Source organism: Litorisediminicola beolgyonensis (assembly GCF_042679605.1).
Lineage (GTDB): Bacteria > Pseudomonadota > Alphaproteobacteria > Rhodobacterales > Rhodobacteraceae > Litorisediminicola > Litorisediminicola beolgyonensis.
In genome coordinates, this window is sequence record NZ_JBHTMU010000010.1 from 97,380 (window position 1) to 114,207 (window position 16,828).

Here is a 16,828-nt window from a genome sequence, read left to right on the forward strand (position 1 = left end):
CAAGCGCCGGAATGCCGCAGGTGCAGCATGACGGCTATGCGCCTAGCGCATCACTCCGCCTCCATCGCGGCGCGGGACCTGCGATGGGCGATGATCTCGTCCTGCACGAAATCGCGGAAGACCGCTATCCGCTTGGACTGGCGCAATTCCTCGGGATAGGCGAGGAACACCGGCACCTCGACCGACTCGACCTCGGGCAGGACGCGGACGATCTGGGGGAAATCCTCGGTGATGTAATCGGGCAACACGCCGATCCCAAGATTCGAGATCACCGCCTGCAGGACTCCGAAATAGTTGTTCACCGTGAGGGTGGCGCTGATGTCGTGCATCATCAGCTGCTGCACCAGAAGCATGCCCGCATTGACCTGCGCGGACCGGGTGTTCTGACTGATCAGGCGGTGGTTCTGCAGGTCCTCGAGCTCCTTCGGCTCGCCGACCCGTGCGAGGTATTCCGGAGCCGCGTAAAGGCGCATGCGGATGTTCATCAGCCGCTTGCGGATCAGGTCCGCCTGGCTCGGCTCTTTCATGCGGATCGCCACGTCGGCCTCGCGCATGGGAAGGTCGAGCACGCGTTCCTCGAGCATCAGGTCGATATTGAGATCGGGATATTTCTCGTAAAGCTTGTGCAGACGCGGCGCGAGCCAGAGCGACCCGAACCCGGCGGTGGTGGTCACGCGGAGCTCGCCGAAGACCTCTTCCTCGCTGTCGCGGATGCGCGCGGTCGCGCCCTCGATCCGCTTCGACATCGAGCGGGTGGCATCGAAGAGAAGCTCGCCCTGCTCGGTCAGGATCAGGCCCCGGGCATGGCGGTGAAACAGCGTGGTGTTGAGCGATTCCTCGAGCGCGCGGATCTGGCGCGAGACCGCCGATTGCGACAGGTGCAGCGTGTCGCCGGCATGGGTCAGACTGCCCGCGTCGGCGACGGCGTGAAATATCCGGAGCTTGTCCCAATCCATAGTACAATCACTTTCCGCTGATCTGCGCCTGTCTACAGAAGCGCAGGATACGATAAAGACGCAAAATCGTATTTTCACATAAATGTCGCAGGAATTGGACCGCCAAAGGTGCTGTGACGGGCGGCGAAAATCGTGCCATGCTGAAAACATCGGCACGGGAGGCACGATATGTCCGGACATGCGATCACGCTCGAGGACCGGTTCGATCTGGATCGGGGCCAGGTTCTTCTGAACGGAACCCAGGCGCTGGTGCGGCTGATGCTGATGCAGAAGGCGCGCGACCGGGCACAGGGGCTCAATACCGCGGGCTACGTCACGGGATATCGCGGCTCGCCTCTCGGCGCGGTCGATCAGCAGATGATGCGGGCCGCGCGCATCCTTGCGCCGAACGACATCCGCTTCCAGTCGGGCCTGAACGAGGATCTCGCCGCCACCGCGCTCTGGGGCAGCCAGCAGGCCGAGCTGCGCGGAGAGGGCCGCTTCGACGGGGTGTTCGGGCTCTGGTACGGCAAGGGGCCGGGCGTCGACCGCTCGGGCGACGTGATGCGCCACGCCAACATGGCCGGGACCTCGCGCCATGGCGGCGTGATCATGGCCATGGGCGACGACCATACCGGCGAGAGCTCGACGGTGCTGCACCAGTCCGAATGGGCGATGGTCGACGCCTACATGCCGGTGATGTCGCCCGCGGGCGTGCAGGAGATCCTCGATTACGGGCTTTACGGCTACGCGCTGTCGCGCTTCTCGGGGCTCTGGGTCGGGCTGAAGCTGATGAAGGACACGGTCGAGGCCACGGCGGTCGTGGATGGCCGCCCCGACCGGCTGTCGCTCGGGCTTCCCGAGTTCGTGATGCCCGAGGGCGGGCTCAACATCCGGCTCGGCGACACGCCGCATGCGCAGGAAGCGCGGATGATCGACCACAAGCGTTTCGCGGCCGAGGCGTTCAGCCGCGCCAACCGGATCGACCGGCGCGTCTGGGGCAAGCCCGGCGCCAAGATCGGGCTGGTGTCGGCGGGGAAATCCTGGCTCGACCTCGCCCATGCGCTGTCGCTCCTGGGGCTCGATGCCGACGAGGCCCTACGGCTCGGGATCACCACCTACAAGGTCGGCCAGGTCTGGCCGCTCGACATGGCGGGGTTCCACGACTGGGCCGAGGGGCTCGACCTGATCGTGGTGGTCGAGGAGAAGCGCAAGCTCATCGAGGTGCAGATCAAGGAGGCGATCTTCGACGACCGCCAGGGCCGCCGCGTCTATGGCTGGTACAAGGGCGGCGCGGGCGGCCTGCACCGCGAGGAGCTCTTCCCCACCCGCGGCGCGCTCGATCCGGTCTGGATCGCCGAGAAGCTGGGCGCGATCCTGATCGAGGAAGGCCGCGACACCGACCGCATCCGCGCCGGGCTCGCCCGCCTCTCCGAGGCGCGGCGCGCCGACAACGCGCCCCAGATCGCCGCCCGGCTCCCCTATTTCTGCGCCGGGTGCCCGCACAACACCTCGACCAAGCTGCCCGAGGGCAGCCGCGCCTATGCCGGGATCGGCTGTCACTACATGGTGCAGTGGATGGACCGCGCGACCACCGGCTTCACCCATATGGGCGGCGAAGGCGCGAACTGGATCGGCGAGGCGCCGTTCTCGACCCGCGAGCACGTGTTCCAGAACCTCGGCGACGGCACCTACAACCATTCGGGCGTGCAGGCGATCCGCGCCGCACTCGCGGCGGGCACCAACATCACCTACAAGATCCTCTACAACGACGCCGTCGCCATGACCGGCGGTCAGAAGAACGACGGCGGGCTCTCGCCCGAACAGATCGCCCGCGAGCTCGTGGCGATGGGCGTGGGCCGGGTCGAGGTGGTCTTCGACGACAAGGAAGAGCCCGAGCGGTCGCTCTTTCCCTCCGAGGTCGGCTGGCACCCCCGCGCCGAGATGGACAGCGTCCAGCGCGACCTGCGCGAGGTGCCGGGCGTCACCGCCATCGTCTACGTGCAGACCTGCGCCGCCGAAAAGCGCCGCCGCCGCAAGCGCGGCCAGTTCCCCGACCCCGACACCCGCGTCTGGATCAACCCCGAGGTCTGCGAGGGCTGCGGCGATTGCGGCGTGCAGTCGAACTGCGTCGCCATCGTGCCGCTCGAGACGCCTCTGGGCCGCAAGAGGGCCATCGACCAGTCCTCCTGCAACAAGGATTTCTCCTGCCTCAAGGGCTTCTGCCCGTCCTTCGTGACCGTCTCGGGCGCGACGCTCCGCAAGCCCGAGACCGCGGCGCTCGAGCTGCCCGTCATGCCCGAGCCGGAGCTGCCGGGGATCGAGGGCACCTGGAACCTCGTCGTCACGGGCGTCGGCGGCACCGGGGTCGTGACCATCGGCGCGGTCCTGGCGCAGGCGGCGCAGCTTGCGGGCATGGGCGCGGGCATGATGGAGATGGCCGGTCTCGCCCAGAAGGGCGGCGCGGTCCATATCCATTGCCGCCTCGCCCGCGCGCCCGGCGACATCTCGGCGATCCGGGTCGCGACCGGCGAGGCCGATGCGCTGATCGGCGGCGACCTGGTGGTCTCGGCGGGTGCCTCGACGCTGGGGCTCCTGCGGCCGGGCGGCTCCGGCGCGGTGGTCAACAGCCACGAGATCATCACCGGCGAGTTCACCCGCGACACCGAGTTCCGCCTGCCGGCCGACGAATTGCGCGACGCGCTCCGCCGTCGGCTGGGCGACGGGCTCGCACTTTTCGACGCGACCGAGCTGGCGCGGGCGACTTTGGGCGACACGATCTTTTCCAACATGATGATCCTCGGCGCGGCCTGGCAGCGGGGGCTCGTCCCCCTGCCCCGCAAGGCGATCGACGACGCGATCCGGCTGAACGGCGCCGCGGTCGAGCGCAACCTGCGCGCCTTCGAGATCGGTCGCTGGGCAGTCCTGCACCCGCAGGCGGCGCGCGACCGGATGGACCCGCGGGTGATCGCCCTGCCGCCCAGCCTCGACGAGATCATCGCGGTGCGCGCGGAGCATCTCGAGGCCTACCAAGACAAGCGGCTCGCCGGGCGCTACCGCGCGGTGGTGGACCGGATCGGCCAGCCGCGCCTGAAGGAGGCGGTCGCCAAGGGCTATCACAAGCTCTTGGCGGTGAAAGACGAGTACGAGGTCGCGCGGCTGCATCTGAAGACCCGTGCCGCGCTCGCGGAGGTCTTCGACGGCACGCCCGAGCCGGTCTGGCATCTCGCCCCGCCGATCCTGGGCGGGATCGGGCCCGAGGGGCGGCCGCGGAAGCGGGCGTTCGGGCCCTGGGTCGAGCGGCTCTTCGGGGTCCTCGCCGGGATGAAGCGGCTACGCGGCACGATCTTCGATCCGTTCGGGCTGAGCGAGGAGCGGCTCCTCGAACGTCGGCTTCTGCGGGAATACGAGACCGATATGGACACGTGGCTTCCGCGCGTGGGCGAGGTCGATCTGGACGCGCTGGTGGCGCTGGCGGAGCTGCCCCTGACGATCCGGGGCTTCGGGCCGGTCAAGCTCGCCAATGCCGAGCGCGCCGCCGCGCGCCGCGAGGAGATCCTTGTGGCGCTCGAATCCCCCGGCGCGGCGGCCAAGGCCGCCGAGTGATCCCGGTCTAGCCCGCTGCGCGGCGCGGCGGCAGCGAATAGGTCAGGCTTGCGCGGGCCACGGGCTCGGGCTTGCCCTCGGAGAACAGGAGCACGTCGCAGACGCTCAGGCTGCGCCCGAGTTTAAGAACCCGGCATTCGGCCAGCACGTCGGCACCGGCCTCGGGTTTGCGCATGAAATCGATGGCGCAGTTGGTGGTGACGGCCAGCGCCTCGCGCCCGATCCGCGCCATCGTCGCGACATAGGCCGCGACATCGGCAAGGCTGAACATCGCCGGGCCCGAGACCGTGCCGCCCGGACGCAGGTGGCGCTCGTCGGCGAAGAGCCGCATCACCAGAAGCTCGTCGTCGAGCCGATCGATGCCGAACATGCCCTCGACCTGCGGAAAGACCTCGGACAGGAAGCCTGCCATCTCCTCGGCTTCGATCTTCAGCGCCATGTTGTCCTCCCGCGTGCTTCGCCGGTAAGCTGGCGCGAGCCCGAGGGGAGGACAAGATGGCAATTCTCGAACGTTGCGACGACGGCGCGATCACGCATCTGCGCCTGAACGCGCCCGATACGCTGAACGCGCTGTCCGACGGCATGCTTGACGCGCTGCACGACACCTGCGACGCGTTGGAGGCCGAGGCGGGCCAACCGGGCGCGCCCCGGGTGGTGATCCTGTCCGGCGCGGGCCGCGCCTTTTGCGCGGGCCACCACCTGCGCGAGATGCAGGCCAAGCGGCAGGCGCCCGATGGCGGCGCGGCGGCGATCCGCGCGCTTTTCGACCGCTGCGGCGCGCTGATGACACGGCTTCAGCGCCTGCCCCAGCCGGTGATCGCCCAGGTCCACGGCATCGCCACCGCCGCGGGTTGCCAGCTTGTCGCCACCTGCGATCTGGCCGTGGCCGCCGACACCACGCGGTTCGGGGTGAACGGCGTGAATATCGGCCTCTTCTGCTCCACCCCGATGGTGGCGCTCTCGCGCAACCTGCCGCGTAAGCAGGCCTTCGAGATGCTCACCACCGGCACCTTCATCGACGCCGAGCGCGCGCTGACGCTTGGCCTCGTCAACCGCGTCGTGCCCGAGGACGCGCTCGGCGAGGCCACGCAGGAGCTGGCCGAGACCATCGCCGCCAAGCTGGGCGCGGCGGTGCGGATCGGCAAGCGCGCGTTCTACGAGCAGCTCGACATGAGCATCGACGACGCCTACCGCCACACTGGTGACGTGATGCTCGAGAACATGATGGACAAAAACACTGAAGAAGGGATTAACGCCTTTCTCGAAAAGCGCAGCCCCGACTGGACCCAGTAGCGACGGGTGCGAGGGGGATGTGACAAGCCCGCGCAGAGCGGTTAGGAGAGCGCCATGACACAGGAACTCCATATCGTCGGCGGCGGAATGGCCGGAGCCGAGGCCGCCTGGCAAGCCGCGAACCGCGGTGTGCAGGTGGTGCTGCACGAGATGCGCCCGAAAGTGAAGACATTCGCGCATCAGACCGGAAACCTTGGAGAAATGGTCTGCTCCAACTCGTTCCGCTCGGATGATGACGAGCAGAACGCGGTCGGCCTTTTGCATTGGGAGATGCGCGCGGCGGGTGGCCTGATCATCACGACCGCGCATCGCCATCGCCTGCCCGCGGGCGGCGCGCTTGCAGTGGATCGCGAACCCTTCGCGCAGACCATTACCGACGCCCTCACGTCGCACCCCAACATCCGGATTTCGCACGAGGAAATCACCGAGCTTCCCGAGGACGGCCAGTGGATTTTCGCGACCGGCCCGCTGACCTCGGAGGCCCTCGGACAGGCCATCGCCAAGGAGACCGGCACCGACCGGCTGGCCTTCTTCGACGCCATCGCGCCCATAGTGCATGCCGACAGCATCGACATGTCGAAGGCCTGGATGCAGTCGCGCTACGACAAGGGCGATACCGAGGACGAGCGCAAGGCCTACCTGAATTGTCCCATGGACAAAGAGACTTACGACGCGTTCATCGACGCGCTCCTCGCCGCCGACAAGACCGAGTTCCACGAGGGCGAAACGGCGGGATATTTCGACGGATGCCTGCCGATCGAGGTCATGGCCGAGCGCGGTCGCGAGACGCTGCGGCACGGTCCGATGAAGCCGGTGGGGCTCACCAACCCGCACGCGCCCGAGATCAAGGCGCATGCGGTGGTGCAGCTGCGCCGGGATAATGCGCTCGGGACGCTCTTCAATATCGTCGGCTTCCAGACAAAGATGAAGTATGGCGCGCAAGCCAATGTTTTTCGGATGATTCCCGGCCTTGAGAATGCGCGCTTCGCACGTCTTGGCGGCATCCACAGAAACACCTTCCTGAACTCACCGACGCTGCTCGACGCCCAGATGCGCCTGCGGTCGCGGCCGAATATCCGCTTTGCCGGGCAGATCACCGGCGTCGAGGGCTATGTCGAATCCTCTGCCATGGGGCTGCTCGCCGGTCGGCTGGCCGCCGCGGACCTGACCGGCTCCACCCTGCCGGAGGTGCCGCAGGACAGTGCCCATGGCGCGCTGGTGCATCACATCACCGGCGGTGCCGAGGCCAAGACGTTCCAGCCGATGAACGTCAATTTCGGTCTCTTCCGCCCGCTGGATGAGCCCGTTCGCGGAGGCCGTCGCGGCCGCAAGGACCGCTACAAGGCCTATACCGACCGCGCCAAAGAGGCCTGGTCGGGCTGGCTCGACGCGCAGGAGGCGGCGCAGGCCGCGCAATGATCACGCGCTTTGCGCCGTCGCCCACCGGCCCGCTGCATCTCGGGCACGCCTTTGCCGCTTTCGTCGCCTGGGATCTCGCAAAAGCCGGGGGCGGGCAGTTCCTTTTGCGGATCGAGGATATCGACCGCAGCCGTGCGGGGGACGCATGGGAGCGGCAGATTTATGAAGACCTGAAATGGCTTGGGCTGAGCTGGCCCGAGCCGGTGATGCGGCAATCCGAGCGCCAGCCCGCTTACGACGCGGCGCTCGACCGGCTCTGGGCCGAAGGACTGCTCTACCCGTGTGACTGCAGCCGCCGCGATATCCTCGAGGCCGCCTCGGCCCCGCAGGAGGGCGCGCCGCCGCATGGTCCCGACGGTGTGATCTATCCCGGGACCTGCCGCCCAGTCGCTCCTCCGAGCGGACCGCGGCCCAGGGAGGCGACGCTTCGGCTGGATATGCGGAGGGCTCTCAAGTCCTTGTCAAGGCTAAGTTATCTGGAGACCGGCGACGGTCGCCACGAGCGGATAGAGATCACGGACGCGCATCTGATCGAGGAGGTCGGCGATCCCGTCCTGGCGCGGCGGGACATGGCCACCTCGTACCACCTGTCGGTCGTGGTGGACGACGCCGCGCAAGGGATCACTTGCGTCACGCGCGGAGCCGATCTCGCTCCAGCGACGGCGATCCATGTGCTGCTGCAGCATCTTCTGGGGCTGCCGGTACCGAGTTACCATCATCACCGGTTGATCCGCGATGACGAGGGCAAGCGGTTGGCCAAACGCGACGACGCGCGCGCGATAGCGCGCTACCGCGACGACGGGCTGAGCCCCGCGGATATTCGCGCGAAGATCGGCCTCTAACTTACTATATTTAATCGTGAACGGGCGCCATCAGCTCGGTCTCGCGACCGTCGGCGTCGATGCGCGTGTAGAAGCACGACCGTCGATTGGTGTGACAGGCCGGGCCGGTCTGGCGGATGCGCAGCAGGAGGCAATCGCGGTCGCAATCGGCGCGCAGTTCCACCAGTTCTTGCACATGCCCCGAGGTCTCGCCCTTGATCCAGAATGCCTGCCGCGAACGCGACCAGTAGGTGACGCGGCCAGTGTCGAGCGTGCGAGAGACGGCCTCGGCGTTCATCCACGCCATCATCAAGACCTCGCCGGTCTCGGCATCCTGCGCAATCGCTGGAATCAGGCCGCGCGCGTCATAGACCAAGGTCGCAGGATCGAAGGACATGCACGAAAACCCTTTTGCACAGCGGATCGGAGCCCCTATCTATGAGCCAGCACCGAAAAGGAAAAGCCATGTCCGGCGAAACCGACCTGATCAAGCTTTACTCGCAGCGCATCCTGGAACTGGCGGCGGACATCCCGAACACCGCACGGCTCGAAGCGCCGGACGCGACGGTCAAGAAGCGCTCGCCGCTCTGCGGCTCGACGGTGACGGTCGATCTGTCGATGCAGGACGGCCGGGTGTCGGCCTATGGGCAAGACGTGAAGGCCTGCGCGCTTGGGCAGGCGGCCGCGTCGGTCGTGGGAGGCGCGATCGTCGGGCGCTCGCGGGCCGAGATCATGGCTGCACGCGATGCGCTGAAGGCGATGCTCAAGGAAGACGGGCCGACCCCGCCCGCGCCTTTCGACGGGTTGGAAGTGCTGCGTCCGGCGCAGGCCTACAAGAATCGCCACGCGTCGATCCTTTTGGCGCTGGATGCCGCGGTCGAGGCGTCCGAGACCGCCGAAGAGGCGCGGACGGCCTGAGGGCCCTCTTTTTTCCAGACAATTCTCATGAAAAAAAACCGCCGCCTTCGGAGAAGGCGGCGGGAAAGTGGCGCGTCTTGTGTTGGGACGGGGTGGCGGATCGCGATCGGGGACAGGCAATGTCGTCGCGGCGCATCGGGTTGGGACAGTGATGCGGTGACACCCGGCACAATAAGCGCAGGCAGAAAACGGGGTCAGAGATGGAGGGCGCCGAACAGGATCACCACCAGCGAAAGCGCGCCGATCGCGTCGGTCAGCAACGTGTCGCGGGAGCGATCGAGCGTGGTCTTGATCTGGTCGAGCATGGCGTCCTCCGTCTTTGTTTCACCTTTGTTCCCATATCCCTCACGCTCTGTAAAGAACTTTTTGAGAACATCCGTGAACATTTCGGAACGTACAGACAGGAGGTGTCGACTTACCCCACGTGAATCAGGCGGATCGCCTCGTCCTGACGCATGAGCCAGAGAAGCAGGCGCGCCGCCTTGCCCCGCGGTGTCTCGAGCTTCGGATCGTCGGCCAGAAGCTTGCGCGCATCGGTCTGGGCAATGGCCATAAGCGCCGCCTGCCCCTCGAGATCGGCGATACGGAACCTCGGCAGGCCAGATTGCGCGGTGCCGATCAGGTCGCCCGCGCCGCGCATCTGCAGATCGACCTCGGCGATGCGGAAGCCGTCTTCGGTCTCGCGCAGGGTGGTCAGGCGTTCGGTCGCGGTCTCGCCAAGCGGCGGCTGGTAGAGCAGAAGGCAGGTCGAGGCGGCGCTGCCCCGGCCGACGCGGCCGCGCAGCTGGTGCAACTGGGCGAGCCCGAACCACTCGGCGCGCTCGATCACCATGATCGAGGCGTTGGGCACATTGACGCCGACCTCGATCACCGTGGTGGCCACGAGAACCGAAGTCTCGCCCGCGACGAAGCGGGCCATCGCGCGGTCCTTCTCGGCGGGCGGCATCTGGCCGTGCACAAGTCCCACGCGCCCCTCGCCGAGCGCGGCGCGCAAATGCCGGAAGCGCTCTTCGGCGGCGGTCAGGTCCACGGCCTCGCTCTCTTCGACCAGAGGGCAGACCCAATAGGCCTGCCGCCCCTCGGCCACGGCACGGCGCAGATGGGCGACGATCTCGTCCATGCGCTCGACCGACATGAGCGCGGTCTTCACCGGCGTCCGTCCGGGGGGCTTTTCGTCGAGGACCGATACTTCCATGTCGCCGTATTGCGTAAGCGCGAGGCTGCGCGGGATCGGCGTCGCGGTCATCACCAGCACATCGACGCTCTCGCCCTTCTTGCCGAGCTCCAGCCGCTGCCGCACGCCGAAGCGATGTTGTTCGTCGATGATGGCGAGGCGCAGATCGCGGAACACGACGTCCTGCTGGAACACCGCATGCGTCCCGACCAGGATCTGCAACCTGCCCTCTGCCAGCGCGGCAAGCTTGGTGCGCCGGTCGGCGCCCTTGTCGCGGCCGGTCAGGATGTCGAGCGTCACGCCGACGCTTTCGGCCAGGGGCCGCAGCCCTTCGAGATGCTGGCGCGCGAGGATCTCGGTCGGGGCCATCATCACCCCCTGCCCGCCCGCTTCGACCGCGATCAGGAGCGCAAGGAAGGCGACCAGCGTCTTGCCCGCGCCGACATCGCCCTGCAGCAGCCGGTTCATCCGCTCAGGCCCGGCCATGTCCGCCGCGATCTCGTCGACAGCGCGGCGCTGCGCCCCGGTCGGCTGATACGGCAGCGCCAGGAGCGCCTGCGCGCGCAGCGTCCCGTCGCCCCGGGTCGGGCGACCCGGAACGGCGCGGCGCCGCGCGCGGGCGAGCGCGAGGGTCAGTTGATGCGCGAGAAACTCGTCATAAGCGAGACGCGTGCGGGCGGGCGCGGTCGGAGCCAGATCGCGGATGCCGGTCGGATGGTGCGCGGCCTCGAGCGCGGCGGTCCAGTCGGGCCAGGCTTCCCGCGCCAGAAGGCCGGGATCGATCCATTCCGGCAGGTCCGGCGCGCGCGTCAGAGCCCCGGCGATGGCGCGGGTCATGGTCCGGAGCGTCACCCCGGCGGTCAGCGGGTAGACCGGCTCGAAGGCGGGGAGCGTGTCGGCCTCGTCGGCGCGCAGCACGTGATCGGGATGGACCATCTGCGCGACGCCATCGAAGAGCTCGACCTTGCCCGACACGATCCGCCGCTGGCCGGTGGGCAGAAGCTTGGTGAGGTAGTCGGCGCGGCCGCGGAAGAACACGATCTGGAAGCTGGTCTCGGCATCCTCGACGACGATGCGGTAGGCGCCGCCCCGGGTTCGCGGCGCGCGGTGCTGGCCGATCGTGACCTCGACGGTCAGCACGTTCGGCAGATCCGCGCCGCGGATCGTCGAGCGAAGCGCGCGGTCGACACCGGACACCGGGAGCGCGAACAAGAGGTCGCGCGGCGCATGAATGTCGATATGTTCCAGCGCCTTGGCGGTCTTAGGTCCGATCCCGTCAAGCTCGGTCATCGCCCCGAAGAGCGGAAAGAGGACCTCGGGCCGTCCGCTCATGCCTGCCCGATCAGCCTCAGCCAGCCCTCTTCGTCGAGGATCTCGAGCCCGAGCTCGCGCGCCTTGGTCTCTTTCGAGCCCGCGCCCGGGCCCGCAACGACGATGTCGGTCTTGGCCGAGACCGAGCCCGAGACCTTGGCGCCCAGGGCCTCGGCCCGGGCCTTGGCCTCGGCGCGGGTCATGCGCTCGAGCGTGCCGGTGAAGACCACGGTCTTGCCCGCGACCGGGCTGTCGGTGGCCTGCGCCTCGGGAGGCAGGATGTCCAGAAGCGCCGCGAGCCGGTCGATCGAGCGGCGTTCGTGGTCTTGGGCCAGGGTGGTGACGAAGGAGTCGGTGAGCGTGCCGCCGACCCCGTCGATGGCGAGGAACTCGCCCCAGGCGGGACTTTGGGCCAGCGCCTCACGGGTCTGGCCGTCTGCGGCGGGCTCGGAGGCGGCGCGATCGGCGGCGGCGGCGAGCGCGTCCCAGCTGCCGAAGGCGCGGGCGAGATCCTTGGCCGCGACCTCGCCCAGATGCCGGATGCCGAGGGCGAAGAGGAAGCGGTGAAACTCGATCCGGCGCCGTTCGCGGATCGCGGCAAAGAGGTTCTCGGCGCTTTTCTCGCCCCAGCCCTCGCGGTTCTTCAGCTGCTGGAGCCCGTCTGAATAGTGCGCTTCGAGCTCGAAGATGTCCGCGGGCTCGCGCACCCAGCCGTCGCGGTAGAATTGTTCGACCTGTTTCGAACCGAGCCCCTCGATGTCGAAGGCGGCGCGCGAGACGAAATGCTTGAGCTTCTCCACGGCCTGGGCCGGGCAGATCAGGCCGCCGGTGCAGCGGCGGACCGAATCGCCCTCCTCGCGGATCGCGTCGGAGCCGCATTCGGGACAGGTGGTCGGAAATTCGTAGGGCGTCGCGTCGTCGGGCCTTTTGGAGAGATCGACATCGGCGATCTTCGGGATCACGTCGCCGGCGCGGTAGACCTGCACCCAGTCGCCTGCCCGGATGTCCTTGCCGTCGCGGATCGGGGCGCCGGAGGCGTCGCGCCCGACGATATAATCCTCGTTATGGAGGGTGGCGTTCGACACCACCACGCCGCCGACCGTGACCGGGGTCAACCGGGCCACCGGCGAGAGCGCGCCGGTGCGGCCGACCTGGATGTCGATGGCCTCGAGCCGGGTCCAGGCCAGTTCGGCGGGGAACTTGTGGGCGATGGCCCAGCGCGGCGTGGTCGAGCGGAAGCCCAGCCGCTCCTGCAGGGCGAGGTTGTCGACCTTGTAGACGACGCCGTCGATATCGTAGCCGAGCGTCGCGCGCTGCGCCTCGATCCGGGCGTAGTGCGCGCGCAGCTCATCGGGGCCGGTGCAGAGCGCGGTGAGCGGGTTGGTCTGGAAGCCGAGTTCGGCGAGCCGCTCGATGCTGCCCATCTGGGTCTCGGCCAGCGGCTCCGACAGCACGCCCCAGGCATAGGCGAAGAAGCGAAGCGGACGCGCGGCGGTGACCTGCGGGTCGAGCTGACGGAGGCTCCCGGCGGCGGCGTTGCGCGGATTGGCGAAGGTCTTGGCGCCGTCGGCCTCCTGCCGGGCGTTCAGATCGGCGAAATCGGCATGGCTCATGTAGACCTCGCCGCGCACCTCGAGGATCTCGGGCGCGCCGGCGAGACGCTCGGGGATGTCGTCGATGGTCCGCGCGTTGCGGGTCACGTTCTCGCCGGTCTGGCCATCGCCCCGGGTCGCGGCCTGCAGGAGCTTGCCGCCTTCGTAGCGCAAGGACAGCGAGAGCCCGTCGATCTTGGGCTCGGCGGTGTAGCTCAGCGCGGCGTCGTCACCGAGGCCGAGATAGCGCCGGATGCGGGTGTCAAACTCGGTGATCTCCGCATCCTCGAAGGCGTTCGAGAGCGACAGCATCGGCCGGGCATGGGTGACCTTGTCGAACCCGTCCGAGGGGGCTGCGCCGACCTGCTCGGTCGGACTGTCGGGACGCTTGAGATCGGGAAAGCGCGTCTCGATCGCCTCGTTGCGGCGTTTCAGCCGGTCATATTCGGCGTCCGAGATCCGGGGCGCATCGCGCAGGTGGTAATCGGCATTGGCCTGACCGAGGATCTCGGCGAGCCGCGCCAATTCCGCCCGCGCGGCATCTTCGTCAAGCGTGTCGACAGGGGCCTCTTGCGCTGCCATCTGCGGCTCCGAGCGGGTTGCGTTCGGATCACGTGATAGGCGCGCGCCCGGCCCGCGTCCAGCCTCGCTGCCGCGCGGCTCAGGCGCTGGCCGCGAGCCCGCCCGTCTCGACCGTGTCGACCGGCATGGCGACGCTTTCGGGATCGCGCAGGACGTAGCCCCGTCCCCAGACGGTTTCGATATAGCTCGGGTCGCCCGTCGCCTCGGACAGCTTCTTGCGCAGCTTGCAGATGAAGACGTCGATGATCTTCAGCTCGGGCTCGTCCATGCCGCCATAAAGATGGTTGAGGAACATCTCCTTGGTGAGCGTCGTGCCCTTGCGGAGGCTCAGAAGCTCGAGCATCTGGTATTCCTTGCCGGTCAGATGCACCGGCGCGCCCGCGACATCGACCGTCTTGGCATCGAGATTGACCGAGATCTTGCCGGTCTTGATCACCGATTGCGCATGGCCCTTGGAGCGGCGGATGATCGCGTGGATCCGCGCCACCAGCTCGTCGCGATGGAAAGGTTTGCAGAGGTAGTCGTCCGCGCCGAAGCCGAAGCCCTTGAGCTTGCTTTCGGTGTCGTCATCGCCCGAGAGGATCAGGATCGGGGTGTCGATCCGTGCCGAGCGCAGCTGGCGCAGCACCTCGTGCCCGGTGATGTCGGGCAGGTTGATGTCGAGCAGGATCAGGTCGTAATCGTATAGCTTGGCCAGATCGACCCCCTCTTCGCCCATATCGGTCGAGTAGACGTTGAGATTGGCATGGGCCAACATCAGCTCGATGCTCTTCGATGTGGTCGGGTCGTCTTCGACAAGCAGCACACGCATCGTAATTCTCCTGTGGCGGGTCAGCGTCCTTGCGCCACTCTGCCTGCAATTGGTTAATCTCTCCTTACCATAATCAAACGCCAGAACTTAACAACCTAAAGTTGTCTATACTTCTGGACACTCGTGGCTTTGAGCGCCTCTTCGCCGTGGCGGCTGACGGCGCGGGTCCATTCCGCCAGCTCGTCCTCGCTGAGGCTGTAACGCTCCATCGCCTGGGCGTCGGTCAGAAGCCCGTAGCGCACCGCCCTGACCACCGCCGCCTTGCGCGACGCGACCCAGCGGCGGGTCGTCGCATCGGGCAGATCGGCGCGGGTCATCATGGTGCCGTCGGGCAGCGTCACGGCGCGGGGGCCGTCGATTTTCTTGAGATACATCGGTCGGGTTCCATCTTGGATCGGCCAAACCCTGCCGCATCGCGTTTAACGGCGGGTGAAACCGCGCCTTGTTAGTGTGTCGGATTTTCCTATATTCCGCGCGATCAGAAAGGAGGCCCGATGCCCCTCGACCGCCCGCTCAACTCGCTCGGCCTGCCCAAGCCGCCCGCCCAGACCCGGGTGGTCGTCGCCATGTCCGGCGGCGTCGACAGCTCGGTCGTGGCCGCACAGCTGGCCGAGGAAGGCTATGACGTGGTCGGCGTCACGCTGCAGCTCTACGACCACGGCGCGGCGCTGGCGAAAAAGGGCGCCTGCTGTGCCGGGGTGGACATCCACGATGCCCGCCGCGTGGCCGAGAGCATGGGCTTTCCGCATTACGTGCTGGATTACGAGAACATCTTCCGCGACGCGGTGATCGACGAGTTCGCCGACAGCTATCTCGGCGGCGCGACGCCGGTGCCCTGCATCCGCTGCAACGAGCGGGTGAAGTTCAAGGATCTGCTCGAGACCGCGCGCGATCTCGATGCCGATTGCATGGCGACGGGGCATTACATCCAGCGCAAGATGGGCGCCTCGGGCGCCGAACTGCACCGCGCCGCCGACGCGGCCCGCGACCAGAGCTATTTCCTGTTCTCCACGACGCAGGAACAGCTCGAGTTCCTGCGCTTCCCGCTCGGACATCTGGGCTCGAAGGCCGAGACCCGCGCGCTTGCGGCGAAATACGGGCTGCCGGTGGCCGACAAGCCCGACAGCCAGGACATCTGTTTCGTGCCCGACGGCAATTACGCCGCGGTGATCGAGAAGCTGCGCCCCGGCTCGGCCCAGCCCGGCGAGATCGTGCATGTGGACGGCCGCGTCCTCGGCACCCATCCCGGCGTCATCCACTACACCATCGGCCAGCGCCGCGGCCTCGGGATCGGCGGGCTCTCCGAGCCGCTCTACGTGGTGAAGCTCGACACCGAGACCCGCCAGGTCGTGGTCGGCCCCAAGGAGCGGCTCGCCACGCGCCGGGTGCCGGTGCGCGAGATCAACTGGCTGGGCGACACGCCCTTCGCCAGCGCGGAGACACGCGAGATCGCGGTGAAACTGCGCTCGACCCGCCCGCCCGCCGAGGCGGTGCTGCGCCCGGTCTCCGAGACCGAGGCCGAGATCGAGCTCTTCACCCCCGAAGAGGGCGTCTCCCCCGGCCAGGCCGCGGTCTTCTACGACCCCGAGAGCACCCGCGTCCTCGGCGGCGGCTGGATCTGGCGCGGCCACTGATCCGCCCACGCCGCACCCCGGTCAGCCCAGCCGCGCCCCTGCACGCCTCCCGACGCCCCACAGATCTCCCCCCGGGCGGGTCCCGCACCCGCCCTCCCGCACCGGCCTTGCCAGGCCGGGCACGCCCTCCTGGTTTCATCTGTCCAAAAATATCCACTTTTCTTCAGCGACCGCACCAAACGGTGGGCGGTTGATCGGTCTTGATCGACGTGGAAAGCAGGATGAGGAACAGGCTTCCTCGGAACTTCGGACACCGCATGTTGCCGCATAAGAGCGTGACACACGCTCAGCTTGTTGAAAGGCTGGAGGGGACTGGAATCAGTGAGAAGGAAGTGAACGTCCGCAATAAGCTATCCCGGGCGATAGTTTAGCGCGGCGTTTCTATTGCGATGCCGAAACGTGATAGAGGTACAGGAGTTAAGATAGTAACGGCTTCAACACTTCTTCTGATCGGCTGCGTTTTGGTGCTTGGAATTTTTCAAGCGGGAAGATCTAAGGGATATTCTGAAGGTGAGTATGTAGCCTACTCAGAGACCTATGCTCGCAACACCGAAGAGCAGATAGAAAACCTCTGCTCCGAGCTAGGCTCAGGACTCATAGCCAGTAGATGACGATAGCGGCGAGAGCGATGGCCGAGAGGAAGACCTTGGGGCACCTGTCGTATCGCGTGGCCACCCGCCGCCAGTCCTTGAGCCTGCCGAACATGATCTCGCATCGCTGCCCGGCAGTGCA

14 protein-coding genes are annotated in these 16,828 nt (G+C 67.3%); 7 read left to right on the forward strand and 7 right to left on the reverse strand.

Features of this window, described 5'->3' with window-relative positions; all coding sequences use genetic code 11:
- Positions 1-50 precede the first annotated feature (50 nt).
- A complete protein-coding gene (locus ACFQ4E_RS07910) occupies positions 51-956 on the reverse strand; it encodes a LysR family transcriptional regulator (protein ID WP_386802403.1) in 906 nt (301 codons plus the stop codon).
- Positions 957-1,124: 168 nt separating this feature from the next.
- Between ACFQ4E_RS07910 and ACFQ4E_RS07915 the strand changes: the two genes are divergently transcribed.
- Positions 1,125-4,541 carry an indolepyruvate ferredoxin oxidoreductase family protein gene (locus ACFQ4E_RS07915; RefSeq protein ID WP_386802404.1) on the forward strand — a complete coding sequence of 1,139 codons (3,417 nt, stop codon included), beginning with the start codon at positions 1,125-1,127 and terminating at the stop codon, positions 4,539-4,541.
- A 7-nt stretch (positions 4,542-4,548) separates the two neighbouring features.
- On the opposite strand, the gene ACFQ4E_RS07920 is transcribed toward ACFQ4E_RS07915, so the two are convergent.
- A complete protein-coding gene (locus ACFQ4E_RS07920) occupies positions 4,549-4,980 on the reverse strand; it encodes a PaaI family thioesterase (RefSeq protein ID WP_386802405.1) in 432 nt (143 codons plus the stop codon).
- A gap of 56 nt (positions 4,981-5,036) precedes the next feature.
- Here ACFQ4E_RS07920 and ACFQ4E_RS07925 point away from each other — a divergent pair, with 56 nt between their 5' ends.
- Genes ACFQ4E_RS07925 through gluQRS form a run of 3 tightly spaced genes read left to right on the forward strand, consistent with a single transcriptional unit; the run spans position 5,037 to position 8,095 of the window.
- Positions 5,037-5,834, forward strand: a complete 798-nt coding sequence (locus tag ACFQ4E_RS07925; RefSeq protein WP_386802406.1) for an enoyl-CoA hydratase — start codon at positions 5,037-5,039, stop codon at positions 5,832-5,834.
- A 54-nt stretch (positions 5,835-5,888) separates the two neighbouring features.
- The gene (gene trmFO, locus ACFQ4E_RS07930) at positions 5,889-7,253 is read left to right on the forward strand and encodes a methylenetetrahydrofolate--tRNA-(uracil(54)-C(5))-methyltransferase (FADH(2)-oxidizing) TrmFO (RefSeq protein ID WP_386802407.1); all 1,365 of its coding nucleotides are present in this window, start codon (positions 5,889-5,891) and stop codon (positions 7,251-7,253) included.
- Positions 7,250-8,095 (forward strand): tRNA glutamyl-Q(34) synthetase GluQRS, encoded by an 846-nt coding sequence (gene gluQRS, locus ACFQ4E_RS07935; RefSeq protein ID WP_386802408.1) that lies wholly within the window; start codon positions 7,250-7,252, stop codon positions 8,093-8,095. Before trmFO ends, gluQRS begins: the two co-directional genes overlap by 4 nt.
- 10 nt (positions 8,096-8,105) lie before the next feature.
- Here the strand turns inward: gluQRS and hisI are convergent, their stop codons facing one another.
- A complete protein-coding gene (gene hisI / locus ACFQ4E_RS07940) occupies positions 8,106-8,471 on the reverse strand; it encodes a phosphoribosyl-AMP cyclohydrolase (protein ID WP_386802409.1) in 366 nt (121 codons plus the stop codon).
- A 68-nt stretch (positions 8,472-8,539) separates the two neighbouring features.
- On the opposite strand from hisI, the gene ACFQ4E_RS07945 reads away from it, so the two are divergent.
- On the forward strand, positions 8,540-8,992 hold the full coding sequence (locus ACFQ4E_RS07945; RefSeq protein WP_386802410.1) for an iron-sulfur cluster assembly scaffold protein: 453 nt from the start codon (positions 8,540-8,542) through the stop codon (positions 8,990-8,992).
- A gap of 415 nt (positions 8,993-9,407) precedes the next feature.
- Here the strand turns inward: ACFQ4E_RS07945 and recG are convergent, their stop codons facing one another.
- The 4 genes from recG to sciP form a co-directional block, all read right to left on the reverse strand.
- Positions 9,408-11,498 carry an ATP-dependent DNA helicase RecG gene (gene recG / locus ACFQ4E_RS07950; protein WP_386802411.1) on the reverse strand — a complete coding sequence of 697 codons (2,091 nt, stop codon included), beginning with the start codon at positions 11,496-11,498 and terminating at the stop codon, positions 9,408-9,410.
- Positions 11,495-13,651: an NAD-dependent DNA ligase LigA gene (gene ligA / locus ACFQ4E_RS07955; RefSeq protein ID WP_386802412.1), complete on the reverse strand. Its 2,157-nt coding sequence runs from the start codon at positions 13,649-13,651 to the stop codon at positions 11,495-11,497. Before ligA ends, recG begins: the two co-directional genes overlap by 4 nt.
- 79 nt (positions 13,652-13,730) lie before the next feature.
- Positions 13,731-14,462, reverse strand: coding sequence for a response regulator transcription factor CtrA (gene ctrA, locus ACFQ4E_RS07960; protein WP_386802413.1), 732 nt, complete (start codon positions 14,460-14,462; stop codon positions 13,731-13,733).
- Between the two features lie 95 nt (positions 14,463-14,557).
- Positions 14,558-14,836 (reverse strand): CtrA inhibitor SciP, encoded by a 279-nt coding sequence (gene sciP, locus ACFQ4E_RS07965; protein ID WP_386802414.1) that lies wholly within the window; start codon positions 14,834-14,836, stop codon positions 14,558-14,560.
- Positions 14,837-14,956: 120 nt separating this feature from the next.
- Between sciP and mnmA the strand changes: the two genes are divergently transcribed.
- Positions 14,957-16,096: a tRNA 2-thiouridine(34) synthase MnmA gene (gene mnmA, locus ACFQ4E_RS07970; protein WP_386802415.1), complete on the forward strand. Its 1,140-nt coding sequence runs from the start codon at positions 14,957-14,959 to the stop codon at positions 16,094-16,096.
- Positions 16,097-16,353: 257 nt separating this feature from the next.
- Positions 16,354-16,467, forward strand: coding sequence for a DUF6471 domain-containing protein (locus ACFQ4E_RS07975; RefSeq protein WP_386802419.1), 114 nt, complete (start codon positions 16,354-16,356; stop codon positions 16,465-16,467).
- Positions 16,468-16,828 lie beyond the last annotated feature (361 nt).